This is a genomic window from Arthrobacter sp. 05T444, assembly GCF_056395905.1.
The window spans coordinates 85,469-109,835 of sequence record NZ_JBFTKK010000001.1 but is presented as its reverse complement, the minus strand read 5'-3'; the positions used below and the strand labels follow the sequence as shown (position 1 = coordinate 109,835).

At 64.8% G+C, this 24,367-nt stretch carries 25 protein-coding genes; 10 read left to right on the top strand and 15 right to left on the bottom strand.

The genetic code is table 11. From position 1 onward, the window contains the following. Nucleotides 1-7: 7 nt before the first annotated feature. The 3 genes from AC1DD3_RS00510 to AC1DD3_RS00500 all read right to left on the bottom strand — a co-directional run bounded on the left by AC1DD3_RS00510 (nucleotide 8) and on the right by AC1DD3_RS00500 (nucleotide 2,495). Nucleotides 8-1,180, bottom strand: a complete 1,173-nt coding sequence (locus AC1DD3_RS00510; protein WP_476880855.1) for a hypothetical protein — start codon at nucleotides 1,178-1,180, stop codon at nucleotides 8-10. Between the two features lie 86 nt (nucleotides 1,181-1,266). Next, complete coding sequence (locus AC1DD3_RS00505) at nucleotides 1,267-1,686, bottom strand: DivIVA domain-containing protein (RefSeq protein WP_476880744.1); 420 nt, start codon at nucleotides 1,684-1,686, stop codon at nucleotides 1,267-1,269. A gap of 23 nt (nucleotides 1,687-1,709) precedes the next feature. Continuing rightward, complete coding sequence (locus tag AC1DD3_RS00500; RefSeq protein ID WP_230119056.1) at nucleotides 1,710-2,495, bottom strand: LOG family protein; 786 nt, start codon at nucleotides 2,493-2,495, stop codon at nucleotides 1,710-1,712. A gap of 108 nt (nucleotides 2,496-2,603) precedes the next feature. Here AC1DD3_RS00500 and AC1DD3_RS00495 point away from each other — a divergent pair, with 108 nt between their 5' ends. The 4 genes from AC1DD3_RS00495 (at nucleotide 2,604) to AC1DD3_RS00480 (ending at nucleotide 5,888) form a co-directional block, all read left to right on the top strand. After that, on the top strand, nucleotides 2,604-3,359 hold the full coding sequence (locus tag AC1DD3_RS00495) for an amino acid ABC transporter ATP-binding protein (RefSeq protein ID WP_230119055.1): 756 nt from the start codon (nucleotides 2,604-2,606) through the stop codon (nucleotides 3,357-3,359). 55 nt (nucleotides 3,360-3,414) lie between these two features. After that, the gene (locus tag AC1DD3_RS00490) at nucleotides 3,415-4,302 is read left to right on the top strand and encodes a glutamate ABC transporter substrate-binding protein (RefSeq protein ID WP_230119054.1); all 888 of its coding nucleotides are present in this window, start codon (nucleotides 3,415-3,417) and stop codon (nucleotides 4,300-4,302) included. A 99-nt stretch (nucleotides 4,303-4,401) separates the two neighbouring features. Then, nucleotides 4,402-5,052 (top strand): amino acid ABC transporter permease, encoded by a 651-nt coding sequence (locus AC1DD3_RS00485; protein WP_230119053.1) that lies wholly within the window; start codon nucleotides 4,402-4,404, stop codon nucleotides 5,050-5,052. Then, nucleotides 5,049-5,888: an amino acid ABC transporter permease gene (locus tag AC1DD3_RS00480; protein WP_230119052.1), complete on the top strand. Its 840-nt coding sequence runs from the start codon at nucleotides 5,049-5,051 to the stop codon at nucleotides 5,886-5,888. The genes AC1DD3_RS00485 and AC1DD3_RS00480 overlap by 4 nt, the downstream gene beginning before the upstream one ends. Before the next feature lie 90 nt (nucleotides 5,889-5,978). On the opposite strand, the gene dapE is transcribed toward AC1DD3_RS00480, so the two are convergent. Next, nucleotides 5,979-7,100, bottom strand: coding sequence for a succinyl-diaminopimelate desuccinylase (gene dapE / locus AC1DD3_RS00475; RefSeq protein WP_230119051.1), 1,122 nt, complete (start codon nucleotides 7,098-7,100; stop codon nucleotides 5,979-5,981). 138 nt (nucleotides 7,101-7,238) lie between these two features. Here dapE and dapD point away from each other — a divergent pair, with 138 nt between their 5' ends. Beyond that, nucleotides 7,239-8,267: a 2,3,4,5-tetrahydropyridine-2,6-dicarboxylate N-succinyltransferase gene (gene dapD / locus AC1DD3_RS00470; RefSeq protein WP_476880743.1), complete on the top strand. Its 1,029-nt coding sequence runs from the start codon at nucleotides 7,239-7,241 to the stop codon at nucleotides 8,265-8,267. Nucleotides 8,268-8,327: 60 nt separating this feature from the next. Further along, a complete protein-coding gene (locus AC1DD3_RS00465) occupies nucleotides 8,328-9,179 on the top strand; it encodes a hypothetical protein (protein ID WP_476880742.1) in 852 nt (283 codons plus the stop codon). Between the two features lie 48 nt (nucleotides 9,180-9,227). On the opposite strand, the gene AC1DD3_RS00460 is transcribed toward AC1DD3_RS00465, so the two are convergent. After that, complete coding sequence (locus tag AC1DD3_RS00460; protein WP_230119048.1) at nucleotides 9,228-9,839, bottom strand: hypothetical protein; 612 nt, start codon at nucleotides 9,837-9,839, stop codon at nucleotides 9,228-9,230. Between the two features lie 91 nt (nucleotides 9,840-9,930). Beyond that, complete coding sequence (locus AC1DD3_RS00455) at nucleotides 9,931-10,560, bottom strand: TetR/AcrR family transcriptional regulator (RefSeq protein ID WP_230119047.1); 630 nt, start codon at nucleotides 10,558-10,560, stop codon at nucleotides 9,931-9,933. Nucleotides 10,561-10,675: 115 nt separating this feature from the next. Here AC1DD3_RS00455 and galE point away from each other — a divergent pair, with 115 nt between their 5' ends. Beyond that, nucleotides 10,676-11,689, top strand: a complete 1,014-nt coding sequence (gene galE, locus AC1DD3_RS00450) for a UDP-glucose 4-epimerase GalE (RefSeq protein ID WP_476880741.1) — start codon at nucleotides 10,676-10,678, stop codon at nucleotides 11,687-11,689. An 85-nt stretch (nucleotides 11,690-11,774) separates the two neighbouring features. Here galE and AC1DD3_RS00445 read toward each other — a convergent pair whose 3' ends face one another. The 3 genes from AC1DD3_RS00445 to fdxA all read right to left on the bottom strand — a co-directional run bounded on the left by AC1DD3_RS00445 (nucleotide 11,775) and on the right by fdxA (nucleotide 14,802). After that, on the bottom strand, nucleotides 11,775-13,058 hold the full coding sequence (locus tag AC1DD3_RS00445; protein WP_230121516.1) for a citrate synthase: 1,284 nt from the start codon (nucleotides 13,056-13,058) through the stop codon (nucleotides 11,775-11,777). A 258-nt stretch (nucleotides 13,059-13,316) separates the two neighbouring features. Next, a complete protein-coding gene (gene dapC, locus AC1DD3_RS00440) occupies nucleotides 13,317-14,465 on the bottom strand; it encodes a succinyldiaminopimelate transaminase (protein WP_476874569.1) in 1,149 nt (382 codons plus the stop codon). A 13-nt stretch (nucleotides 14,466-14,478) separates the two neighbouring features. Beyond that, nucleotides 14,479-14,802, bottom strand: a complete 324-nt coding sequence (fdxA, locus tag AC1DD3_RS00435) for a ferredoxin (protein WP_230121517.1) — start codon at nucleotides 14,800-14,802, stop codon at nucleotides 14,479-14,481. A 151-nt stretch (nucleotides 14,803-14,953) separates the two neighbouring features. On the opposite strand from fdxA, the gene AC1DD3_RS00430 reads away from it, so the two are divergent. Beyond that, entirely contained in the window at nucleotides 14,954-15,199 is a 246-nt protein-coding gene (locus AC1DD3_RS00430) for a putative acetyltransferase (protein WP_476874568.1), read from the top strand. Between the two features lie 7 nt (nucleotides 15,200-15,206). On the opposite strand, the gene AC1DD3_RS00425 is transcribed toward AC1DD3_RS00430, so the two are convergent. Further along, nucleotides 15,207-16,487 carry an MFS transporter gene (locus tag AC1DD3_RS00425; RefSeq protein ID WP_230118683.1) on the bottom strand — a complete coding sequence of 427 codons (1,281 nt, stop codon included), beginning with the start codon at nucleotides 16,485-16,487 and terminating at the stop codon, nucleotides 15,207-15,209. Nucleotides 16,488-16,549: 62 nt separating this feature from the next. Here AC1DD3_RS00425 and AC1DD3_RS00420 point away from each other — a divergent pair, with 62 nt between their 5' ends. After that, nucleotides 16,550-17,059: a helix-turn-helix domain-containing protein gene (locus tag AC1DD3_RS00420; protein WP_230118682.1), complete on the top strand. Its 510-nt coding sequence runs from the start codon at nucleotides 16,550-16,552 to the stop codon at nucleotides 17,057-17,059. Here the strand turns inward: AC1DD3_RS00420 and AC1DD3_RS00415 are convergent. Then, nucleotides 17,056-17,454 carry a hypothetical protein gene (locus tag AC1DD3_RS00415; protein WP_230118681.1) on the bottom strand — a complete coding sequence of 133 codons (399 nt, stop codon included), beginning with the start codon at nucleotides 17,452-17,454 and terminating at the stop codon, nucleotides 17,056-17,058. The two genes, AC1DD3_RS00420 and AC1DD3_RS00415, sit on opposite strands and share 4 nt — an antisense overlap. A gap of 48 nt (nucleotides 17,455-17,502) precedes the next feature. Next, nucleotides 17,503-19,431 carry a translational GTPase TypA gene (typA, locus tag AC1DD3_RS00410; protein ID WP_230118680.1) on the bottom strand — a complete coding sequence of 643 codons (1,929 nt, stop codon included), beginning with the start codon at nucleotides 19,429-19,431 and terminating at the stop codon, nucleotides 17,503-17,505. Between the two features lie 272 nt (nucleotides 19,432-19,703). Between typA and AC1DD3_RS00405 the strand changes: the two genes are divergently transcribed. Continuing rightward, nucleotides 19,704-20,552, top strand: a complete 849-nt coding sequence (locus tag AC1DD3_RS00405; protein WP_230118679.1) for an SGNH/GDSL hydrolase family protein — start codon at nucleotides 19,704-19,706, stop codon at nucleotides 20,550-20,552. Between the two features lie 112 nt (nucleotides 20,553-20,664). Here the strand turns inward: AC1DD3_RS00405 and AC1DD3_RS00400 are convergent, their stop codons facing one another. From AC1DD3_RS00400 to AC1DD3_RS00390, 3 genes are read right to left on the bottom strand one after another with little or no spacing between them, the layout of a single operon-like run. Further along, nucleotides 20,665-22,386, bottom strand: coding sequence for a dipeptide ABC transporter ATP-binding protein (locus tag AC1DD3_RS00400; protein ID WP_476880740.1), 1,722 nt, complete (start codon nucleotides 22,384-22,386; stop codon nucleotides 20,665-20,667). Nucleotides 22,387-22,397: 11 nt separating this feature from the next. Continuing rightward, complete coding sequence (locus AC1DD3_RS00395) at nucleotides 22,398-23,390, bottom strand: ABC transporter permease (protein WP_230118677.1); 993 nt, start codon at nucleotides 23,388-23,390, stop codon at nucleotides 22,398-22,400. Continuing rightward, complete coding sequence (locus AC1DD3_RS00390; protein WP_230118676.1) at nucleotides 23,380-24,309, bottom strand: ABC transporter permease; 930 nt, start codon at nucleotides 24,307-24,309, stop codon at nucleotides 23,380-23,382. The genes AC1DD3_RS00395 and AC1DD3_RS00390 overlap by 11 nt, the downstream gene beginning before the upstream one ends. Between the last annotated feature and the right edge of the window lie 58 nt (nucleotides 24,310-24,367).

Genomic DNA, 24,367 nt, shown 5'->3' with positions numbered 1-24,367 from the left:
ATCGATCTCACGGCGGGTAGTCGCCTCCGCCTGGCAGTTGGGCCCACGCCCACAACCACACCACCCACACGATCTGTAGCAGGACGAACATGGTGATAACGGCCCCGCGGTAGGCGCGCGACCTTGAGACCATCGCCGCTCCCAACGCGAGCGGGAACAGCGGCAGCAGCATGCGGAAGGTGCTGGTCTGCGGATGCAGGAATACCAGCAGATACCCCATGTAGCAGGCGCACCACAGTCTGAGTTCCGTACCGAGTTGCAGCACAGGCCTGGACATCATGAGCAGCGCGAACGCAGCGACGAAAATGAACGGCGCCGCCAGGCCCAGCACCGGCCCGAACAGCAGCACGCCGGTGTCGAACCACGGTTTGACAGGCACCAGGTCGTGCCCGCGCCAGACAGTTTCGGTCTTGGTGTAGGCCTCAATGTCGCCCGTTGTTATCCAGGCGATGGCAGGCCACAGGAGCGCTGCTGCCCCACTGGCGGCGGTCAGCGCAGCCAAGGACCACAGTTCCCTGGGGCTATGCACGCGCGGTGCAGGTTCAGGGACCGCGACGCCCTTGCTTCGGCCGAGGATCCATACCTCCGCCGCCCGGTACAGGAAAAGAATCCCGGCCATCGCGGCAAAGGGTACCCCCGTGGGCCGGGAGAGGCACATCGCCAGGACCACCGGGATGGCCCAGATGTACTGCCTCCGGAGCACGAGCAGCAGGGCCGAGGCCAGCAGGAGGATGTTCAGGGATTCCGCATAAGGAACCTGGAGCACCGGGGAAACCGGAAACGCGGCAAAGAACGCAACGGCCCACAGGGCCGGCCCGTGTTCCGTCCGGCGACGGAAAAGGGCGTAGACCACCACAGACGCGGCGAGGCCGGCGAGCATCGCAATGACCGTGAGGGAGGCCGCGGGGCTGATACCCGTGGCAGCCGTGAGAGTCCGCGCCAGTACCGGGAACAGCGGATAGAACGCCCAGGTGTTTTCCTTGACGCTCCCGGCGCCGTCCACCGGCAGCTCCGACGGATAGCCATTCGCGATGACCTCGCCGTACCAGCGGGCATCCCAGATATTGATGAAGTTCCAATAGTCGGGTTTCGCCGGGAACCACGGATTGACCCCCTGGTGCAGCGCCGCCGACATGAAGATGCCGGCGCTGACCAGCCGGGCCGCCATGTAGATCACCATCACCTGGACCCACCACGGCCAGCGCGCGGCCCCTGCCGACAGCCGCGCCGTGGCCAGGCCGATCGTGCTGGCGGCGGCAGAACCGGTCAAGACCTGTCCTCGGCAGCAGTAAGGTCGTCGGCTGCGGGCCTTTCCTCAGCGGTGGCACGGGCCACGGCCGCAACGCCGGTGCCGTCGATACGGAGGCGGGCACGCAGCCGCTCGATTTCTGCGTCCTTGACTGCAAGCTGATCGCGGAGTTCATCGAGCACCTGGTCTACCTGGTCCATCCGGTAGCCCCGTAGCCCAAGGGCGAACCGCACGTGGTCGACATCGGCCGGCTTGGCGTCAGCCGGCAGCAAGACCGGCGGCAGGGAAGGTACAGGCTCATCGAAGCCGTCGTCAATCAGCCGGCCGCCCGGGCGGCTCTTCCGCAAAATGCCGGCCCCGATGTCTGTCCCGATGACGGCGGTGATGCCAATCAGGACTATGGCAAGGAAGACGAGGAAGAAACTCACATCACCCATCGTGCCAGACCACGGTCCCGCCGCTACTCAGGCCGCTGGTCCCCGTTGGTTGAGGGCGGGCGGACGTGGCCGTGGAGGACGAGGTTGACGGCCTCTTCGGGGTCGTCCACCACCTGCACCAGATCCAGGTCTTTCTCGGACACCATGCCTTCGGCGACCAGGGTGCCCTTGATCCATTCGATCATGGGCCCCCAGAACGACGAGCTCAGGAGAACGATGGGGAAGGAGGTCACCTTCTGCGTCTGGACCAGGACCATGGCCTCGAAGAGCTCATCAAGGGTGCCGAGTCCCCCTGGCAGGACGATGAAGCCCTGTGCGTATTTCACGAACATGGTCTTCCGCGCGAAGAAGTACCGGAAGTTGATGCCGAGGTCCACCCATTGGTTCAGGCCCTGCTCGAACGGCAACTCGATGCCCAGGCCGACGGAGACGCCATTGCCTTCCACAGCTCCCCGGTTGGCGGCCTCCATGGATCCCGGTCCGCCTCCGGTGATGACAGCGACGCCGGCCTCCGCCAGTTTGCGTCCCACTTCAACGCCCATTTCGTAGAACACGCTGCCCGGCTTGGTGCGCGCCGAGCCGAAGACGCTGACCGCCTGTCCCAGGTCAGAGAGTGCCCCGAAGCCTTCAACGAATTCGCTCTGGATCCGCATCACCCGCCACGGGTCGGTATGGATGAAGTGGCCCGGCCCCTTGGTATCGAGCAGCCGCTGATCCGACATCTCCACGGCAGCCTGTTTGCGGCGGAGCTCGAGGGGCCCCTTGCGGCGCGGCTGGACGGATTTAGACGGATCTGCGTTGATGCTCATCATCCAAGGCTAACCTGCCGCTGAACTGCAGGTATCTCTTGAATTACGATCAGCAGGAAGTCGGAGTGATTGCGGTCATAAGTCGCTGATGTTCGCTAGATTCTTCTTATGACTACTCAAGTGCCCGGCAATGCGCTCGTCTCCCTGAATGCCGTGAACAAGCATTACGGCCAGCTGCATGTTCTGAAGGACATCAATCTCCACGTCCGCAAGGGCGAGGTCGTGGTGGTCATCGGGCCTTCAGGCTCGGGCAAGTCCACGCTGTGCCGCGCCATCAACCGCCTCGAAACGATTGACGACGGCGACATCTCGATTGACGGCAAGATGCTGCCCGAGGAAGGCAAGGAGCTCGCGAGCCTTCGCGCCGACGTCGGGATGGTTTTCCAGTCCTTTAACCTGTTCGCCCACAAAACCATCCTCGAGAACGTGACGCTCGGACCCATTAAGGTCAAGGGCGTCGCCAAGGCTGAGGCGGACAAGGAAGCCATGGCCCTCCTGGAACGTGTCGGCGTCGGCCATCAGGCACCGAAGCTGCCGGCCCAGCTCTCCGGTGGCCAGCAGCAGCGCGTGGCCATCGCCCGCGCTCTGGCAATGAAGCCGAAGGTCATGCTGTTCGACGAGCCGACTTCGGCGCTGGACCCGGAAATGATCAACGAAGTCCTTGACGTCATGATCCAGCTGGCCAAGGAAGGCATGACCATGATCGTGGTGACCCATGAAATGGGGTTTGCCCGCAAGGCCGCCGACCGTGTGGTGTTCATGGCGGACGGCCAGATCGTGGAGGATGCCACGCCGGAAGAGTTCTTCAACAATCCGAAGAGCAGCCGTGCCAAGGATTTCCTGTCCAAGCTCCTCACTCACTGAACCCCCGAGTTCGCACCCAGGCCGTCTTCGGCGGCCGCCCAATGAAAGGAATGTCATGAAGGCATTTTTGACCCGAAGGAAATCCCTTCTGGTAGCAGCATCCGCAGCCTTGGCGCTGACCCTGAGTGCCTGCGGTGGTGGCGGCACCGGCGGCGGCACCAACCCCACGCCCGTCGAGAAGCCCAGTTTTGCCGCCGGCTCCACCATGGAAAAGCTCGCTTCTGCCGGCAAGATCACCATTGGCACCAAGTTTGACCAGCCGCTGTTCGGCCAGAAGGGCCTGGACGGCAAGCCCGTGGGCTTCGACGTGGAAATCGGCAAGCTCATCGCAGCCAAGCTGGGAATCCCCGCCGACAAGATCGAGTGGGTTGAAACGGTTTCCGCCAACCGCGAGCAGTTCATCAAGCAGGGCAAGGTGGATCTGATCGTTGCGACGTACACCATCAACGACAAGCGCAAAAAAGAAGTCAGCTTTGCCGGCCCGTACTACGAGGCAGGCCAGGCCCTCATGGTGAACAAGGACAACACGACCATCACCAAGCCTGAGGACGTAAAGGGCAAGAATGTCTGCTCCGTGACCGGCTCCACTCCCGCGGCCACGATCGTGGAGAAGTACGGCGCAGTCCTGGTGCCGGCCGCAACCTACTCCGCTTGCCTCGAGCCGCTGCGCAACAAGCAGGTGGAAGCCGTCACCACCGACAACGCCATCCTGGCCGGTTTCGTCAACAAGGAACCGGACGCCTTCAAGCTGGCATCCGAGGAGACCTTCACCAAGGAGCCCTACGGCATCGGCCTGAAGCTGGATGACACCGAATTCCGCAACTGGATCAATGACCAGCTGGAAAGCTTCGCCAAGGACGGGTCCTACAAGAAGGCCTGGGAAGGCACGGCCGGCGCCGTCATCAAGACGGCACCGGAACTTCCCGCCATCGACCGCTACTAGAACGGGCCTGGCGGTCACCGGCTGCCGGAAATCTTTCCGGCAGCCGGTGACCCCGCTCCCGTCTACCGCACATCCCCACAAACGCAGCTGAAGGATCCTATGGACGTCATCATTGAAAGCCTCCCGCAGTACTGGGACGGCTTTCTCAGAACCCTGTTCCTGGCCGTCGTTTCCGGCATCATTGCCTTGGTGGTGGGCACGCTCCTGGCCGCCGCCCGGGTATCACCGGTGACGGCCCTCCGCGGATTCAGCATGGCCTACGTGGAGGTGGTGCGAAACACTCCGCTGACCATCGCCTTCTTTTTCGCCGCGGTCGTTTTGCCCCGGCTTGGCGTCACGTTCCAGCAGTTCGAAATCGCGGCCATCATCGCGCTGAGCGCCTACACCTCGGCGTTCATTGCCGAGGCAGTGCGCTCGGGCGTCAACAGTGTCCCGGTGGGCCAGGCTGAGGCTGCGCGCAGCATCGGCATGAAATTCAGCCAGGTGCTGTCCCTCATCATCCTGCCCCAGGCGCTCCGCACAGTGATCCCGCCCATGATCAACATCCTGATCGCGCTCGTCAAGAACTCCTCCGTGGCCGGCGCTTTCTACGTGCTTGAGCTGTTTGGCTACGGCAAACAACTGGCGAACGAACACGGCGATGCGGTCATGTGGGTACTCGTGGGCGTTGCCTTCTTCTATCTCCTGATCACCGTGCCGCTGGGCTACGTGGCTCACCAGGTCGAACGAAAGGTGGCGATTGCACGATGACTTCTGTTCTCTACGACGTCCCGGGCCCCAAAGCCCGCAGAGTTTCCCTGATCGGCTCGATCATCGGCGTGGTGGTCATCGGCGCCCTTCTCGCCCTTGCCCTCGTCACACTTGCCCAGCAGGGAATCTTCCAGGCGCAACGGTGGGCGATCTTTGGCCAGGCGGACGTCTGGTCGCTGATCTTCAACGGCATCGGTGCAACATTGAGCGCCGCCGCGATCGCGGCAGTGATCGCCTTCCCGCTGGGACTCCTGCTCTGCCTAATGCGCATTTCCGATGTAGCCTGGATCCGGGTTCCCACAAGAATCGTGCTGGAGTTCCTCCGCGGCATGCCCGTGGTGCTGATGATGCTGTTCGTCCTGCTCGTGTTCGCCACAAGTTCGTTCATTGCCGTGGTGGCCGGGCTGGTGCTCTACAACGCGGCCATCTTCGCCGAGATCATCCGCGCCGGCATCCAGTCCCTTCCCAAGGGCCAGCGCGAGGCCGGCCTGGCGATCGGCCTGACCAGCTTCCAGTCACGGCTGAGCGTCGAACTCCCGCAGGCCATCCGGCGCATGCTCCCGTCCCTCGTGGCTCAGCTCGTCGTCCTGCTGAAGGACACCTCCCTGGGCTACATCGTTGCGTACGGCGAACTGCTCCGCGCGGTGCAGGTCATGGCGGACTTCCTCGGCCCGCAGTTCCTGTTCCCCGTGTTCTTCGTGGCTGCAGCGATCTACATCGCCATCAACCTTGCGGTGTCCCGCCTGGCCATCTGGATTGAGCGTCGCGGGTCCAAGAAGGCGGCCGGCGGCGTGGCGAAAGCTCCCACCGCCGGGGTGTCCACCATCGTGAAGTAGGCCCCCGGGCACGTTGACTGCAAACGACAGAAGGTCCGCAACCATCCCGGTTGCGGACCTTCTGTCATTACGGGCTGCTGTCCTGCGGCGTCAGGCCAGCCAGTTCTGCAGCGCACGGAGGCAGGCACGGATGGCCTCGGCCTCAACGTGCTCGTTGTCCTTGTGCGCCAGCAGCGGATCGCCGGGGCCGAAGTTCACCGCCGGGACTCCCAGCTCACTGAAACGCGCGACGTCGGTCCACCCGTATTTGGGTTTGGGCTCGGCTCCGACTGCGGCCACAAAGGACGCGGCGGCCGGGTGGTTCAGCCCGGGCCGGGCGCCTGCCGCGGCGTCGGTGCGGACCACATCGAATCCCTCCAGCAGCCCGCGCACATGTGCCTCAGCCTGGTCAGGTGACTTGTCCGGCGCGAAGCGGTAGTTGATCTCCACCACGCAGCGGTCCGGAATGACGTTGCCCGCGGTACCGCCATGGATTTTCACGGCGTTAAGGCTTTCGCGGTACTCCAGGCCGTCCACGTTGATGGTCTGCGGGCTGTACGCCGCAAGCCGTTGCAGGATGGGCGCAGCGGCGTGGATGGCGTTGCTTCCCATCCAGGCACGCGCTGAATGGGCGGCTTCCCCGAGTGTCGTAGCCTCAAGCCGCATGGTGCCGTTGCAGCCTCCCTCCACGGTGCCGTCCGTCGGCTCCAGCAGGATGGCAAAGTCGCCCTTGAGCAGGTCCCCGTGGTTCCGCACCAGTCTGCCCAGGCCGCTTTTGACGGCTTCCACTTCCTCGTGGTCGTAAAAGACGAAGGTGACGTCCTTGGACGGCGACGCGCCGCCGTCCAACATGGATGCCGCAAGCGCAAGCTGGACGGCGACGCCGCCCTTCATGTCCGTGGCTCCGCGGCCGTAGAGGACGCCGTCGCCAGGAATGCCCGATGGCCAGGTGGACGGGACAGTTCCCAGGGAGCCGTCCGTCACCGGCAACGGCACCGTATCCAGGTGCCCCGCGAGGATGACTCGCTCAGGGCGGCCGAGGGACGTGCGGGCGATGATGGAATCCCCGTCCCGGATTAGCTCAAGGCCAGGGAGCTGCCGGAGGGCCAGCTCGACGGCGTCGGCAAGCTCAGCTTCGTTGCCCGACACGCTGTTGATGTCGAGCAGCTTGGCGGTCAGCAGGGCAACGTCCTGGCGCAGGTCGAGGGTTACGGGGGCAGTTTCGGCAATCATCATCCAACTCTATCTCCCGGGCCCTGCCCGGTCGGGCAGCAGCAAATCCTCCATGTTGGCTACTTAACGGCGTCAAATGCGACCAGCCGGGCACGGATTCATTTCGGCGCGTGCACGACGGCTCGATACACTGGGGCCATGACTGAAACCGCTTCTTCCGCCGTGCCCGCTGCCCAAACGCTGTCCGACGATTCCCGCTCGGCCTACGGATTCGGAGTGGCCACCGTTGCCACCCGCAACGGTGAAGCCACGGTGCTGGATGTCTGGTTCCCGGCCCCCGCCCTGGGCGTGGCAGCCGAAAGCCTGCGCGCAGTCGAGAACGCCGATGAAACCCTTGGCGACATCGCGGCCGGCGGAGCGGACGCGGACCGCGGTACTGAGCAGAAGGTCGTGTTCGTCCAGATCAACCTGGACGAGGCACCGGCGGACACGGCGGATGCCTACCTTCGGCTGCACCTGCTGTCGCACCGACTCGTCCGTCCCAACACCATCAACCTGGACGGCATCTTCGGCAAGCTCCCGAACGTCGTGTGGACCAACTTCGGCCCCTGTGCCGTGGACGGCTTTGAGCTGACCCGCGCCAAATTGCGCAAGCGTGGCGCCGTGACCGTCTTCGGCGTCGACAAGTTCCCGCGCATGGTGGACTACGTGGTCCCCGCCGGCGTCCGCATTGCCGACGGGGACCGCGTCCGCCTGGGCGCGCACCTCGCCGAGGGCACCACTGTCATGCACGAGGGCTTCGTCAACTTCAATGCCGGCACGCTGGGCACCTCCATGGTCGAAGGCCGCATCTCCGCCGGCGTCGTGGCCGGGGACGGCACGGACGTCGGCGGCGGCGCCTCGATCATGGGTACCCTCTCCGGCGGCGGCAAGGAAAAGGTCGCCCTCGGCCAGCGGGTCCTGCTGGGCGCGAACTCCGGAGTCGGCATCAGCGTCGGCGACGACTCCGTGGTGGAGGCCGGGCTTTACGTCACTGCGGGCACCCGGGTACGGGTTATTGGCCCGAAGGACGCCGACGGCGAGGACACCAGCCGGATCGTCAAGGCCGTGGAGCTGTCGGGGGTTCCGAACCTGCTGTTCCGCCGCAACTCCACCACCGGCGAGGTGGAGGTACTCCCCCGCAAGGGCCAGACTGTGGAGCTGAACGACGCCCTGCACGCCAACTGACCGTCCAGGAGCGGCCGGCACCCGAACCGGCCGGCCGCCCCGGACCAAGGGAGTAACCTCGTGACACGCCGACGCAAGCTGCGCGGAGCGGTCGTTGTGCTGCTCTCCGTCGTGCTCGTCGGCGGCGGCATCTACACCGCCGTGGCCTTGCTGCAACAGTCGGAGCAGCTGGTCACGGAAGAATGTACCGCCGCCGTCGGTTCACAGCGGGCAGAACTCGCCACCGACCAGGCGGCAAACGCCGCCCTGATCACCGCCATTTCGGTGCGGCGGGGACTGCCGCCGCGCGCCGCAAGCATCGCCCTGGCGACTGCCATGCAGGAATCGAAGCTGCGGAACATCGAGCACGGCGACCTGGCGGGTCCGGATTCCCGGGGGCTTTTCCAGCAGCGCCCTTCGCAGGGCTGGGGCACCCTGGAACAGGTCATGGATCCGCACCACGCAACCAATGCCTTCTATGACGCGCTGGTCGAAGTGCCTGGCTACGCAGAGATGGACATCACCGAAGCAGCGCAACGTGTGCAGCGTTCGGCCTACCCGCGCGCCTACGCCCAGCACGAGGAGATGGGCCGGGCCTTCGCCTCGGCGCTGAGCGGCCAGGCGCATACTGCACTGGACTGCACTCTTCGCTCACCGGAGCGGGCCGGTGAGCCCGAGGCCTTGCTCCAGGAGCTCGAGGCCGCGTACGGCAGCATCCCTTCCTCGACCTCCGGCCCGACTCTGGTACTTGAGGCCACGGGCGACCTGGCGTGGTCGCTGGCCCACTGGGCAGTGGCAAATGCCAAGGAATTTGCGGTTGCACAGGTGGATGTGGACGGAAAGAGCTGGGACCGGCGGGCACGGAACGGGTGGCAGGATTCACCAGGCTCCGACGGTACGGTAACAATCACCTTTGCCGAGGCACCCGCCTGATGGTTCCCCGAACGGCCGGGATTCCCGCCCGGCCGGGTCACTCTTCCCTCAGACGAGAATTTCCACGACAGGCTGCACGTAGCTCCGGAACACTTCAGGCTGCTGCAGCAGACCATGGCTCATGATGATCTTGTCCGGTTCGAGGAACCATGCGCGCTGTTCGTCCAGCGGCAGTTCGATGATCGTCAGGTCGAAGTCGCGTGAGTTCCGGCCCACCTCCAGCAGCCGGTCCTCCACGATGTCTTCCAGCAGGTGCACCGATCCTCCGGCCACCCGCTCGGCCTCCAGTTCCGCATACTCCTTACGGCGTTCGCGCGCCCAGGTGAGCGCTGCGCCGAAATGTGCCTGCAGGACCCTCCGCAGCGCCGGGGAATTGGCGAACGACCGGAATCCGGGCGGCGACATTTCCGGGGACATTTGCGGATGCGCCTTCAGCAGTTGCTCCCACCACGCTTCCCACTCGGTCTTGAGGGCACTGATCCCGCCCACCTCGGCGGTCAGGTGGGAATGGTCCGCGTGCCTGACTTTCGGGGCGGCGTGGGACAGTGCCGGAAAGCCGGCACCGTCCAGCCCAGCGACGTCACGTATGTAAAGAGCAATGAGCATGGGCCCCGACGTGTCCATGGTGATCCGCCAGCCTGGACCGCCTGTGTGCTGCATCCGTATGCCTCCCTTGGCATGTTCCTATCCGCCCCCGATTGACGCGGCATCCCGCTCTCCGGCTCCAGTCTATTCCCCCAGCCCGGGGACGTTAATGCTTGGGTGCCAGCGGTCCTTCCAGCCCTGCCAGATGGGATTCAAGCACGTCCTGGCACATCTCCAGGGTCATCCACTCCGGCTGCAGGAGGGCATGCATCGTCAGGCCATCGAGCGTGGCGAGGAGCCGCTCCGCTTCGGTGACCAGCCGCTGTTGCCCGCCACCATCATCTTCGACAAGACCGGTGATCAACTGCCCGACGACGGCGGCCACCGCCCGGTGGCTTCGATCCGCCTCGGCAGCAAGGAACGGCCGGATTCTCGCGGCATTCTTGAAGGCCAGCCAGGCGCAGGCGTCCAGCGCGCGTTGTTCGTCCAGCGGAAGGAATTCACCCAGCAGGGTTAATACCGCCGAGCGCTGCGTCTCGCTGCCGGCTGACGAAGCGGACACGCCGGCATACGCGCCGCTCAGTCGTGCCACGATGCGGTCCACCACGGACGCAAAGGAGAAGGCCAGCAATTCCTCGCTGCTGGCGAAATAGTGCCGCACGGATCCGACCGCCAGGCCTGCTTCGTCGGCCACTTCCCGGAGGGATGCCCGCTCCAATCCGTCGGAGGCGATGATCCGGCAGACGGCATCTACGATCTCCTGGCGCCGGGCGGCGGCATCCACAATTTTCGGCACTCTTTGTTTTTAGCACGGATGTGCTGCAGGGATAGGCCGCCCCGCCGCAACGTGACCGGCCACACACAACGGACACATTCAGCGGGGTCCCTGCCTGCTGGGATAGCGTGGGAGCATGAAAATTCTGGTCACGGGTGGCACCGGCTACATTGGCTCGCACACCGTCTTGTCCCTGCAGGAAGCCGGTCATGAAGTCGTGGTGATCGACAATCTGGTGAACTCCAGCGAGGAGTCCCTGCGCCGGGTGGCTGAACTCACCGGCAAGGAAGCCGTCTTCCACCACGTGGATCTCGTGGACGAGGCCGCGGTCGGCGCCGTGTTCGACCAGCACGCCATCGATGCGGTCATCCACTTTGCCGGCCTCAAGGCTGTGGGCGAATCCGTCCGGGAACCGTTGAAGTACTACCACAACAACCTCGTCGGCACCCTGAACCTGATCCGTGTGATGGACCGGCATGACGTCCGCTCGATCGTCTTCAGCTCTTCGGCTACCGTCTACGGCGAGCACAATGCCGTCCCGTACGTAGAAAAGATGGAAATCGGCGCGAACAACCCCTACGGCCGCACCAAGGAGCAAATCGAGGACATCCTCGCCGACCTCGGTGCCGCCGACGAGCGCTGGCACATTGCGCTGCTGCGCTACTTCAACCCGGTCGGCGCCCACCCGTCGGGCCGGATCGGCGAGGACCCCCAGGGCATCCCGAACAACCTCGTGCCGTTCATTGCCCAGGTCGCGGTCGGCCGGCGCGAGAAGCTCATGGTCTTCGGGGGCGACTACGACACCCCGGACGGCACCTGCCTGCGCGACTACATCCACGTCGTGGACCTCGCCGACGGCCACGTCGCCGCCCTGAATCATGTGGCAGACCGCACCGGCGTGTTCCGGTGGAACCTCGGCTCCGGCAGGGGATCCTCTGTCCTGGAAGTCATCCGTTCCTTCGAAAAGGCCGTCGGGCGCCCCATCCCCTACGAAATCACGGGACGTCGCGCCGGCGACCTCCCTGCCTTCTGGGCAGACGCCACCTCGGCCCTCGCCGACCTTTCGTGGTCCACCACCAAGACGGTGGACCAGATGTGCGAGGACCACTGGCGCTGGCAGAAAAACAACCCCCTGGGCTACAGCTCCTGACCCCCCGACATCGGGGACAACGACGGCGGCCGCCCACCTCGGAAGGTGGGCGGCCGCCGTCGTTGTTGCTTGTGTCCCTGCTGCCTTAGCGTGCCGGGTACTGGCGCTCGGGCTCTCCTGTGTAGAGCTGCCGCGGGCGGCCGATCTTCGTATTAGGATCGCTGATCATTTCGCGCCACTGGGCAATCCAGCCCGGCAGGCGGCCGATCGCAAAGAGCACCGTGAACATCTTCTCGGGGAAGCCCATGGCCTTGTAGATCAGGCCGGTGTAGAAGTCCACGTTCGGGTAGAGCTTGCGCTGGATGAAGTAGTCGTCATTCAGGGCCTTCTCTTCGAGACGCAAGGCGATGTCCAGGAGTTCGTCGTTGCCGCCGAGCTTGGTGAGGATCTCGTGCGCCGTGGCCTTGACGATTTTGGCACGCGGGTCGTAGTTCTTGTAGACCCGGTGTCCGAAGCCCATGAGGCGGACGCCATCTTCCTTGTTCTTGACCTTCTCCATGTAGTCCTCGGGCCTGGTGCCGTCGGCCTGGATCTGGCGCAGCATCTTGAGCACGGCCTCGTTGGCGCCGCCGTGGGCGGGGCCGAAGAGGGCGTTGATGCCGGCGGAAACGGAGGCGAAGAGGTTGGCGTTGGAGGAACCCACGAGGCGCACTGTGGAGGTGGAACAGTTCTGCTCGTGGTCTGCGTGCAGGATCAGGAGCAGATCCAGCGCCTTGGCGACGACCGGGTCCACCTCGTACTGCTCGGCCGGAAGGCCGAAGCTCAGGCGCAGGAAGTTCTCCACGAGGTTGTGGGAGTTGTCCGGGTAGAGCATGGGCTGGCCGATGCTCTTCTTCAGGGCGTAGGCGGCGATGACCGGCATCTTGGCCAGCAGTCGGTAAGTGGAAACTTCCACCTGCTCGGCGTTGAACGGGTCCAGCGAGTCCTGGTAGAACGTGGACAGCGCCGACACAGCGGAGGAGAGCACCGGCATGGGGTGCGCATCGCGGGGGAAGCCGCTGAAGAAGCCCTTGAGCTCTTCGTGCAGCAGAGTGTGGTGGCGGATGCGCTGGTCAAAGGATTCCAGCTCAGTGGGGGTGGGCAGGTTGCCGTAGATCAGCAGGTAGGACACTTCCAGGAAGCTGGAGTGCTGGGCAAGCTGCTCGATCGGGTAGCCGCGGTACCGCAGGATCCCTGCGTCGCCGTCGATGTACGTGATCGCGGAGGTGGTGGCAGCGGTGTTCATGAAGCCAGGGTCAAAGGCAACGGCGCCGGTCTGCTTCAGCAGTTTGGAAACGTCGTAGCCTTCGTTTCCCTCTACAACCTTGATGCGCGGGAGCTCGAGCTCGCCGCCTGCGTGGCGCAGGGTTGCGCTGGTGGTCTCAGTCATGGAGTCCCCTTCATGAGGCATCTGGGCCTCTGTAGAAAGCTTGATCCAACATCAGGTGAGCCGCGCGGGGATCCCGCACAGGCGGGAATTCCAACGGCCGTGCTGCCTTCTTGTAGAAAGCCACCATTGATAGTCAGTTAAAAAGTACCGTCACTTTCAGCCTGCTACTAATCCGGGACACGCTTATACGCCGCAAAATGCGTCACTTGTGGCGGGTGTCACACCCATTGTTACGGGGCCGTTGCTCCGGAACCGCGGTTAGGCGGTCGCAGCCAGCCGGGCCACGGCAGTGTCGATCCGCTCGTCGCTGCCGGTCAGCGCCACACGAACGTAACCGTTGCCGGCCTCGCCGTAGAACACGCCCGGACCCGCCACGATCCCGCGTCCGGCGAGCCGCTCAATAGTGTCCCAGGTGGCTTCGCCTGCCGTGCACCACAGGTAAAGTCCCGCGGAGGACTCATGGATCTTCAGTCCGAAGCCTTCGAGGGCCGGCACAATCCGCGTCCGGCGGCCGCGGTACAGGTCCTTCTGCGCCTGAACGTGGGCGTCGTCGCCGAGGGCCACGCGCATTGCCTCCTGGACCGGGTAGGGAACGATCATCCCGGCATGCTTGCGGCTGTTCACCAGGTTCGCCATGATGGCCGGGTCTCCGGCCACGAACGCTGCCCGGTAGCCGGCCAGATTGGATTGCTTGCTCAGGGAATAGACGGCAAGGAGCCCGTCATGGGAACCGCCCGCCACCCGGGGATCCAGGATGCTGGGGACTGCCTGCCCGCCCCGCTGAAGATCCCACTCGCCCCAGCCGAGTTCCGCATAGCATTCGTCCGAAGCCACGAGCGCCCCGACGTCCCGCGCCTGGTCGACGAGTTTTTTCAGGGAGGCGGCGTCCCGGACACTTCCGGTCGGGTTGCCCGGGGAATTGACCCACACGAGCCGGACCTTCGCCCGGGTGGCAGCATCGAGTTCGTCGAGATCATCAGCAGCCACTGCCGTCGCTCCGGCGAACGTCGCACCGATGTCATACGTGGGGTAGGCAACGGCGGGACGGACGACGACGTCCCCCGGCTTCAGCCCAAGCAGGAACGGCAGCCATGCCACCAGTTCCTTGGAGCCCACCGTCGGCATGACGTCGCGGGGATCCAGCCCCTCAACGCCCCTGCGGCGTGCAAACCATCCGGCGATGGCCTCCCGGAGCGCCGGGGTGCCGTGCACTGTGGGATAGCCGGGAGCGTCTGCTGCGGCCCGGAGGGCCTCCTGGATCACCGCGGGCGTGGGATCCACCGGCGTCCCGATGGACAGATTGACTGCTCCACCCGGATAATCAGCCGCTTTGGCCAGGTAGGGCGCCATCGCCTCCCAGGGGTAGTCGGGAAGGCTCAGGCCGAAGCTCCGCACAGCTGTTGTCACCGAAGCGCCCGCCTCAGTCCTGGTTCTGCGGCGGCAGCGCGGCAATCATCGCGTGGTCGGTGTGGGTGTTGCCGACCTTCGCGGCGCCGCCCGGGGAACCGAGCTCGTCGAAGAACTCGACGTTGGCCTTGTAGTAGTCGGCCCACTCTTCCGGGGTGTCGTCCTCGTAGTAGATGGCCTCGACCGGGCAGACGGGCTCGCATGCACCGCAATCGACGCATTCATCGGGATGGATATAGAGGGAACGCTCGCCTTCGTAGATGCAATCGACGGGGCACTCCTCAATGCACGCCTTGTCTTTGACATCTACACACGGCTGCGCGATTACGTACGTCACGTCCCTTGCCTCTCCACGTTGGTTCCGGCGCTGGCCGGTTGGTGCTTCCGGCCTGCATGCCGGTCTATCGACTTCCGAGCCTATTATCTCCCAGCACCGTTCCGCGAATGAAGCGCCGCGTCACACTCGGGAAGCGGCATACGATAAACGCGTGAGTCTGACAACGCCCCCGCCCCGCGAGTTCCTGGCCGCCGCGTCCCCCGGGACCCGGGTGGTGGTGCGCTACAGGGTCGACGGCGGTTATACGGATGCGCTGGGAGACCTCCTGGAGTGCCGGGCAAGTGACTGCACCGTACGTACCCGAAGTGCCGACGTCGTGGTTCCCCTCGACCTCGTGGTGGCGGCAAAAGAGGTGCCGCCCGCACCCGCGCGGCGCAGACCGCAAACACGACACTGACTCCCGGTCAGCCTGCCTCGACCTGACTGGGCAGTTTCCGCATGCCCAGCAACGGCGAGAACAAGACCGGTGCGACCGCCAGGAAGCTTCCCGCCGTGCCGATCCAGATCACCGGCACGAGCCCAAGGTGCTCGCCAAGGAGGCCGGAGGCAAGCGCCGCCAGCGGCATCACTCCCCACACAACGAACCGGATGGACGCGTTCATCCGGCCCAGGAGCCTGGCCGGACACACCCGTTGGCGCATGCTGAGCTGCATGATGTTGTAGACCAGGACAACGAAGCCGAAACCGAACTCGGAAAGGAGCAGCAGCGCCAACGAAATCCCGGGCTGGGCAATCATGGCCGCCACTGGAACGGGTATCAGGAACACCGCGCTGACACTGGCGCAGACCGGTATGACGGTGCCCTCGCCGGCCCACTCGGCCAGGCGCGGGGCAGCGATGGCGCCCAGCAGTCCACCGACCGCGCCGGCCGCCATGATGAGACCCATGCCCTGCGGCCCAAGTCCGAGATTCCGGAGAATGAGCACCGGGAGCATGGTGAAAATCAACATGCCGCAGAAGTTCATCGCGCCGGTGCAGACGGCAATCCGGCTGATCAGCGGATGCCGGATCACGAACGAGAGTCCTTCTTTGATCTCGACACTCAGCGGCCGCCTGTCGGCTGCCGGCGCGGCCACCTCGCGGTCACGCGTGCGGGCGAGGAACACTGCGGAGAGCAGGTAGCCGGCGGCCTCCCCTATGAACAGCACCGGCGCAGTGACCACCGTCAGCAGGAGGCCTCCCGCTGCGGGTCCTCCGATTCTGGCTATCTGGGCCGTCGCTTCAAGTTTGGAGTTGGCCTGGCCGACGTTGCCGGGAGAAACGAGAACAGGCACGTAGCTCTGGTACGACACATCAAAGAACACCGTGGCCGTGCCCACTATCGCGGCGACGACGTACAGGTGCCAGACTTCCAGCAGGCCGCCCCACCACAGCAGCGGCACCGCCGCCATGGCGGCGGTCCTGACGATGTTGGCGGCGATCATGGTTCGCCTCTTCAGCCAGCGGTCTACCCACGCGCCGGCTGGCAGCCCCACGACCAGGAACGCTGCCAGGCCGGCAGCATTCAGCACGCCGACCTCGAATGCCGTGGCCTGCAGCATGGCCACGGCAAGCACCGGGAACGCCAACTGTCCCAGCTGGGCACCAAGCTGGCTCATGGTTTGGCCGGTCCAGAAAGTGGTGAAGTTACGGTCCAGCAACAGGGATCTGGTTGCTTCACCTGCAGCAGTGGATTCGGCGGTCACCGCATCAGTTTCCAGTGGTGATTGATATATGTCAATCACTTATTGCTGGCTAGACTTGCGCTATGACACCCGCGCCGGAGAGCGATGAAGCGGACCTGGTGGCGAAGGGCCGCGCGCTCAGCTCCCCGCTCAGGCTTCGGATTCTACGGCTGTGCCTGCACCAGGCCCGCACCAACAAGGAAATCGCAGAACTGCTGGGCATCAATCCCGCTTCCAGCCTTCATCATGTGCGCACGCTGGTGCGGACCGGTTTCCTGCTGGCGGAGGAGCGCCGGAAGGGTCGGCGGGGGGCAGCTGAGGTGCCCTACATCGCAAGCCGCAAGTCCTGGAGCACTCCGGTGGACAACGTCTCCCCCATCCTCATCGAGACGTTCCTGCAGGAAACCCGGGACCTTCCGCCGGAGGACATTGAGGTCTGGCGCCTGGGAGTGAAGTTCAACGATGCCCGGCGCGAGGAAATGCTGGGCAAGCTCCGCGCGGTGCTGGACGAGTACATGGCACTCCCTGCAGACGCCGACGGCCAGGCCACCTCTTTGATGATCGCCCACCACCGGGACCCCACAGCGGACTAGGCTGGCGCTCCGGTTGCCGGGCCCGGCGCGTTTGCGGCCGGAAGCCGGCGGCGGTACCGCCGGCACCATGCCAGCATCAGCACCGTGACAACGGCGATCCCGTAAACCCAAAAGTTCCCGGCGAGGTCCCCGGCAATGAGGCGCTTTCCGGGCTCCATGGCCGACCACCACCCTGCCAGGACATAGCAGAGAACTCCGCAGGCCGCCGTCGGGATAAGCGACCGGAACGCCGCACCCAGGAACAGTTGAAGCGAGCCCAGGAGCGCCAGGGCAGCCAGCGCGCCGAGCGGCAGCGCGACGTCGGCCGCCACCAGCAGTAGCTGGCGGTGCAGTGCCGTGCCGGCAACGGCAGCAAAAAGAGCTGCCGGCACGGCGGCGGCAACGCCGCCTGCCATGCCGGCAGCTCTATTGTTCACGAGGGTGATGACCGGAACGTGCCTGGATCAGACCTTCGCGCGGGCGCGGTTGGCCTTGGCGCGCTCGTTGGTGTCAAGGATGAGCTTGCGGATGCGGATGGACTCCGGGGTCACCTCAACGCACTCGTCCTCGCGCGCGAATTCGAGGGACTCTTCGAGGGTCAGATCGCGGGGCGGCGTCAGGTTCTCGAAGGTGTCAGAGGAAGCGGCACGCATGTTGGTGAGCTTCTTTTCCTTGGTGATGTTCACGTCCATGTCGTCGGCGCGGGAGTTCTCGCCAACGATCATGCCCTCGTAAACCTCGGACGTGGGCTTGACGAAGAAGGAGCCACGTTCCTGCAGGTTGATCATGGCGAACGGCGTCACAACACCGGCGCGGTCGGCGATCATCGAACCGTTGGTGCGGTACTCGATCGGACCGGCCCACGGCTCGTAGCCTTCGGAGATGGAGGCCGCGATGCCGGCGCCGCGGGTGTCCGTGAGGAACTTGGTGCGGAAACCGATCAGGCCACGGGCCGGAACGATGAATTCCATCCGGCACCAGCCGGTGCCGTGGTTGGCCATGTTGGTCATGCGGCCCTTGCGGGCAGCCATGAGCTGGGTGACGGCGCCGAGGTACTCTTCGGGCACGTCGATGGTCATGTGCTCCATCGGCTCGTGGACCTTGCCGTCGATGGTCCTGGTGACCACCTGCGGCTTGCCGACGGTCAGTTCGAAGCCTTCGCGGCGCATCTGCTCAACCAGGATGGCAAGGGCGAGCTCGCCACGGCCCTGGACTTCCCAAGCGTCGGGACGCTCGGTGGGCAGAACCTTGATGGAGACGTTACCGATCAGTTCCTTGTCCAGGCGGTCCTTCACCTGGCGGGCAGTGACCTTGGCGCCCTTGACCTTTCCGGCCAGCGGCGAGGTGTTGATACCGATGGTCATGGAGATCGCGGGATCATCCACGGTGATCAGCGGCAGCGGCTGGGGGTTCTCGGCGTCGGTCAGGGTCTCACCGATGGTGATCTCTTCGATGCCGGCGACGGCGACGATCTCGCCCGGTCCTGCGGACTCGGCCGGAACGCGGTCCAGTGCCTTGGTGGCCAGGAGTTCGGTGATCTTGACGTTCTTGAGCTCACCGTTGGCGCGTGCCCAGGCGACGGTCTGGCCCTTGCGCAGGGTGCCGTTGTAGATGCGGAGCAGCGCGAGGCGGCCAAGGAACGGGGAAGCGTCCAGGTTGGTCACGTGGGCCTGCAGCACGCCGTTCGGGTTATACGTGGGTGCCGGGATGTGCTCAATGATGGTCTTGAACAGGGGCTCAAGGTCCTCGTTCTCGGGCGCTGAGCCGTCGGCCGGCTGCTCGAGGGAGGCGCGGCCTACCTTGGCGGCTGCGTAAACCACGGGAACTTCGAGGATCTTGTCCAGGTCGAGGTCCGGAACCTCGTCCGCGAGGTCGGAGGCCAGGCCCAGGAGCAGGTCCATGGACTCGTGGACAACTTCTTCGATCCGCGCGTCGGGGCGGTCGGTCTTGTTGACCAGCAGGATGACCGGCAGGTGCGCGGCCAGGGCCTTGCGCAGTACGAAGCGGGTCTGGGGCAGCGGGCCCTCGGAAGCATCAACGAGGAGCACCACGCCGTCCACCATGGACAGGCCGCGCTCAACCTCGCCGCCGAAGTCAGCGTGGCCCGGGGTGTCGATCACGTTGATGGTGATGGTCTCACCCTTGGAGGACGGTCCGTTGTAGGCCACGGTGGTGTTCTTGGCCAGGATGGTGATGCCTTTTTCGCGCTCAAGGTCACCGGAGTCCATGACGCGGTCTTCGAGGTGGTTGTGCTCGGCAAAGGAGTTGGTCTGCTTGAGCATGGCGTCGACCAGGGTGGTCTTGCCGTGGTCAACGTGGGCCACGATCGCGACGTTGCGCAGGTCACTGCGCGATGCAGTGGCTACCGCAGTGTTGGTGGTGGTTTCAGACATGCGTTATTGCTCGATTCAGTGGTGAAGTCAGCTGTTGTATCGCGACATTTCCAACTGGAACGCACGACGGATCAGTCCCTTTAACACAGGGCACCTACAGCTAGTCTAAACGCTCTGCCATTTATTGGCCTAAAATCCGAAAGCGCGCCCTCCCCCGGCCCGTTACCAAATCGTGAGTCCGCACGCACGTCACGTGAGCAATCTCACTGGCTTTTCCCGAACTGATCCATCACTATTGCTTGGAACACTACGACCAGGCCAGGAGTCCACGGATGCTGCAAGCCTCAACGCGGGCCGTCCTGATCGCCCCGATCATCGCCGCCGGCGTGTTTTTGGCCGGCTGCGGGACGGCGTCCCCGCCAGCGCCGGGCACGGGCAACCCGGCCACGCCCCGCCCCGCTGCCCTGGCACCGGCCGCAGGGCCCGGCGAGGCCGTTGCCGCAGGCTCGCCCGTGGGAAGGGACCTCATCGCGGCGGACCCGGCAGGCCTTCCGGCCGGATCCCTCTTCCGGAACCCCGCGAACGGACGGGACGAAGTGATCATCGACAATATCGACCGAACGGCCCTGCTGATCGGCGATTCGCAGTCCGAACCGGAGGCAAGCTGGCCGCGCCGGGCCTTGACCGGGCTGGGTTACGAGGTCTTCTTCTGCGGCAAGGGCGGCACCGGCTTCGTTGCCTCCAACGGCACCACGGGAAACTACGTCGACGCCCTGCAGCGGGGCGACTGGCACCTGCCCTATGGCTTTCCTCCGCTCGTGGTCATTGAAGGCGGCGGCAACGACGCCAAGCAGGGCGCCGCTGACCGGGAGATCGTCGCGAATGCGGAGAGCCTGATCACCACACTCAAGCAGCGGTATCCGGGAGCAAAACTCGCCATGGTCGGCACGCTGGCCAAAGGTGCCGGCAACGGCGGCGGGAGGCGCACCGAAGTGGACGCGTTGCTGGGGAAAGTGGCGGCTGCCCATCGCATTCCGTTCGTCGGTGTCGGTGATTGGCTGACCCGCTACGGCCTGGAGGCCTCGCTTGCGGACAAGGTCCACATGAACGACGACGGCCACCGCGCCTTGGGGACGCTGCTGGGCAGCCGGCTCGCGGCCCTCGGGCTCGGCCCCGGCTAGGAGCGGAGAATCCTGGCGCGGAGAAGCCCATGCGGACGACAAAGGAGCCGGTGCGCACCTTCGGGTGGGCACCGGCTCCTTTAATGCGCATACTCTTGCTGCGGGACGGCGCCTAGGCCGTGGCCACCTCGGGAGGAAGCATAAGGTGGGCGCCGGGAATCGCGTTGAGCAAGGCCTTGGTGTAGTCCTGCCGCGGCGAATCGAATACATCATCCGTTGACCCGGTCTCCACCAGTTTGCCCTTCTCCATGACACACACGTGGTCGGCTATCTGCCGGACCACCGCCAGGTCGTGGGTGATGAACAGGTAGGTAAGGCCGAGGTTGGACTGCAGGTCCGCGAGCAGGTTCAGCACCTGCGCCTGGACCAGCACGTCGAGTGCGGAAACAGCCTCGTCGCAGATGATCACCTCCGGGTCCAGCGCAAGTGCGCGTGCGATGGCCACGCGCTGGCGCTGGCCGCCGGAGAGTTCATTCGGGTAGCGCTGCATGGCGGACTGGGGAAGCGCCACCTGGTCCAGCAGTTCGCGCACCTTCTTCTCGCGGCTGGCCTTGTTCCCCACTTTGTGGGTGCGCAGCGGCTCCTCGATGGTCCGGAAGATGTTGTACATCGGGTCCAGCGAGCCGTACGGGTCCTGGAAAATCGGCTGCACCCTGCGGCGGAAAGCGAACAGCTGCCTGCTGTTGAGCGTGGAAGTGTCAACGCCGTCGAAGACGATTTTCCCCGACGTAGGCGCCAGCAGGTTCAGCACCATCTGCGCCACCGTCGACTTGCCGGAGCCCGACTCCCCCACGATGGCTGTCGTCGTGCCGCGCTTGACGCTGAACGAGACGTTGTCCACCGCGGTGAAATCTGTCGACCTTCCGAGTGCGCCGCGGAGCTTGAAGACCTTGGTCAGGTCTTCAACCTTCAGGACGTCCTCGGGCAGCGCTTCCTCCACGACAACGGGTTCCGTCGGCGCCAGCAGGTCCGTGGATTCGACTCCCTGTTCCTTCGCCACCTGGATACGGCGGGAAGCCAGGGAGGGGGCGGACGAGACGAGCCGCTGCGTGTAGGGATGCCGGGGGTTTCGCAGCAGTTCCAGGGACGGGCCAGCTTCAACCACCTGGCCGCGGTACATGACCACCACTTTGTCTGCCCGTTCGGCCGCGAGGCCCAGGTCGTGGGTGATCAGCAGCACGGCAGTGCCGAGCTCGGTGGTCATCGTGTCGAGGTGATCCAGGATCTGCCGCTGAACGGTGACGTCCAGGGCCGACGTCGGCTCGTCGGCAATCAGCAGCCGGGGCTGGCATGAGAGGCCAATGGCGATCAGCGCACGCTGCCGCATGCCGCCGGAGAATTCGTGCGGATACTGCTTGGCGCGCCGCGCCGCATCCGGCAATCCTGCCTGGGAAAGCACCTCGGCAACATCGTCGGGGCCGCTGGGCAGCCCGTTCGCCTTGAGCGTCTCGCGGACCTGGAACCCGATCTTCCACACCGGGTTGAGGTTGGACATCGGATCCTGCGGCACCATGCCAATGTGGCTGCCGCGGAGTTCGATCATCCGCTTTTCGCTGGCGTTCGAAATGTCCTCGCCGTCGAAAAGGATCTGGCCGCCGGCCACCCGGCCGTTGGTGGGAAGAAGGCCGATCGCGGCCAGCGCCGTCGTGGATTTTCCCGAACCTGATTCGCCCACGATGGCGACCGTTTCGCCGGGCATGATGGTCAGGTGCGCATTACGCACGGCATTGACGTCGCCGTGGCTGGTGCGGAAGTTGATTGCCAGGTCTTTGATTTCAAGAAGCGGACGCTCGACGTCGGACCCTTGTTCCCGAAACTGGACAGCGGAGCTCATGGCGTCTCCTTTCATCGCTTGCGCGCTTTCGGATCGAGGGCATCACGCAGGGCGTCGCCCAGCATGATGAAACTCAGGACGGTGATGGACAGCGCAATGGCCGGGTAGATCAGGGGCATCGGGTTGGATCTCAGGGAGGCCTGCGCCGACTGGATGTCGTTGCCCCAGGACATCACGCTGGGCGGCAGCCCGATTCCCAGAAACGACAGCGTCGATTCGGCAACAATGAAGGTGCCGAGGGATATGGTGGCCACGACGATGATCGGCGCCAACGAGTTAGGCATGACGTGGCGCATGAGCGAGCCGAACTTTGAGACGCCCAGGGAGCGCGCGGCCGTCACGAAGTCCGCGTTGCGGACCTCTATCACGGCGCCGCGGGTAATGCGGGCGATCTGCGGCCAGCCGAAGGTGACCAGGATCAACACGAGCGTCCAGGCCGTGCGGTTGGCACGGAACACAGGCAGCTGCATCATCACGATGGCGCCGAGGATCAGCGGCAACGCGAAGAAGATGTCGTTGATGCGGGCCAGGATGGCATCCACCCAGCCGCCGTAGTATCCGGCGAGGGCTCCCGTGATGCCGCCGATCATGAGGACGCCAAGGGTGGTGAAGAGGCCCACAGTCACCGAGGAACGCGTGCCGAAGATGACGCGCGCGTACACGTCGCAGCCCAGCTGGGTGAAGCCCAGCGGGTGTCCGGTCGCCGGTCCGGCATCGGAGTTGGCCAGCTGGCACGCTTCTGAGGCCGGGTCGATGCCGGAAAAGAGCCAGGGGAAGAGTGACACGGCGACGACGACGAGGATCAGGAATGCGGAGATCAGGAAGAGCGGCTGCCTGCGCAGGTTCTTCCAGGCCTCTCCCCAAAGGCTCAGCGGGGCCTGGTCTTCCTGGACCTTGTCGGTTGCTTGCAGCGGTGTCTCGGAAAAGTCGGCAACGAAGTGTTCGACGTGCCGCCTCGCCGGCGCCGCAGTGCGCAGGTCTGGGGTCATGTTCTCAGGCGTCATAGCGGATCCTTGGGTCAAGCCAGGCGTACAGCAGGTCTACAAGCAGGTTGGATACGACATAGATCAGCACCAGCACGGTGACGATCGAGACGACCGTGGGGCCTTCACCCTGTGTGACGGCGCGGTAGAGCCGGTTGCCGACACCCGGCACGTTGAAGATGCCCTCGGTGACGATGGCTCCGCCCATCAGGGCGCCCAGGTCCGCGCCGAGGAAGGTGATGACCGGGATCAGCGAGTTACGGAGGATGTGCACGCGGACCACGCGGAAACGGGACAGGCCCTTGGCAGTGGCGGTGCGTACGTAGTCGGCGTTCATGTTTTCGATGACGCTGGTCCGGGTGAGGCGCAGGACATAGGCGAAGGAGCCCAGCCCGAGGACGATCGCCGGCAGGATTAGATCCTGGACCGTGGCGGCCGAACTGACGGTCGGTTTGGCCCAGCCGAGCTGGACGCCGATGGTGAACTGCAGCAGGAAGCCGAGCACGAAGATCGGGATGCCGATCACGATCAGGGATGCGATCAGGACGGTCGCGTCGAAGAACTTGCCCTTGCGGAGTCCCGCGATCAGGCCGAAGATGATGCCGAAGACGGCTTCGAAGATCAGCGCCATGACGGCCAGCCGGGCCGTCACCGGGAAGACCTCGCCCAGCACTGCGGCGATCGGTCGTCCGGAGAAGTCCTGGCCCAGGTCGAAGGTGAAGATCCCCTTGAGGTACAGCAGGTATTGGATCCAGAACGGCTGGTCAAGGTGGTACTGCGCGCGGAGCTGGGCAGCCACGGCCTCATTGACGGGCTTGTCGCCGAACAGTGCCACGATGGGGTCGCCAGGCAGGCTGAAGACCAGGAAATACACCAGCAGCGTGGCGCCCAAGAATACCGGAATCAGCTGCAGGAAACGCTTGAGGATGTAAGTCGCCATCAGCGAAGGACACCCCCGTCAGCAGGCATCCTGTCCAAGGATGCGGCGGAGTTGTTCA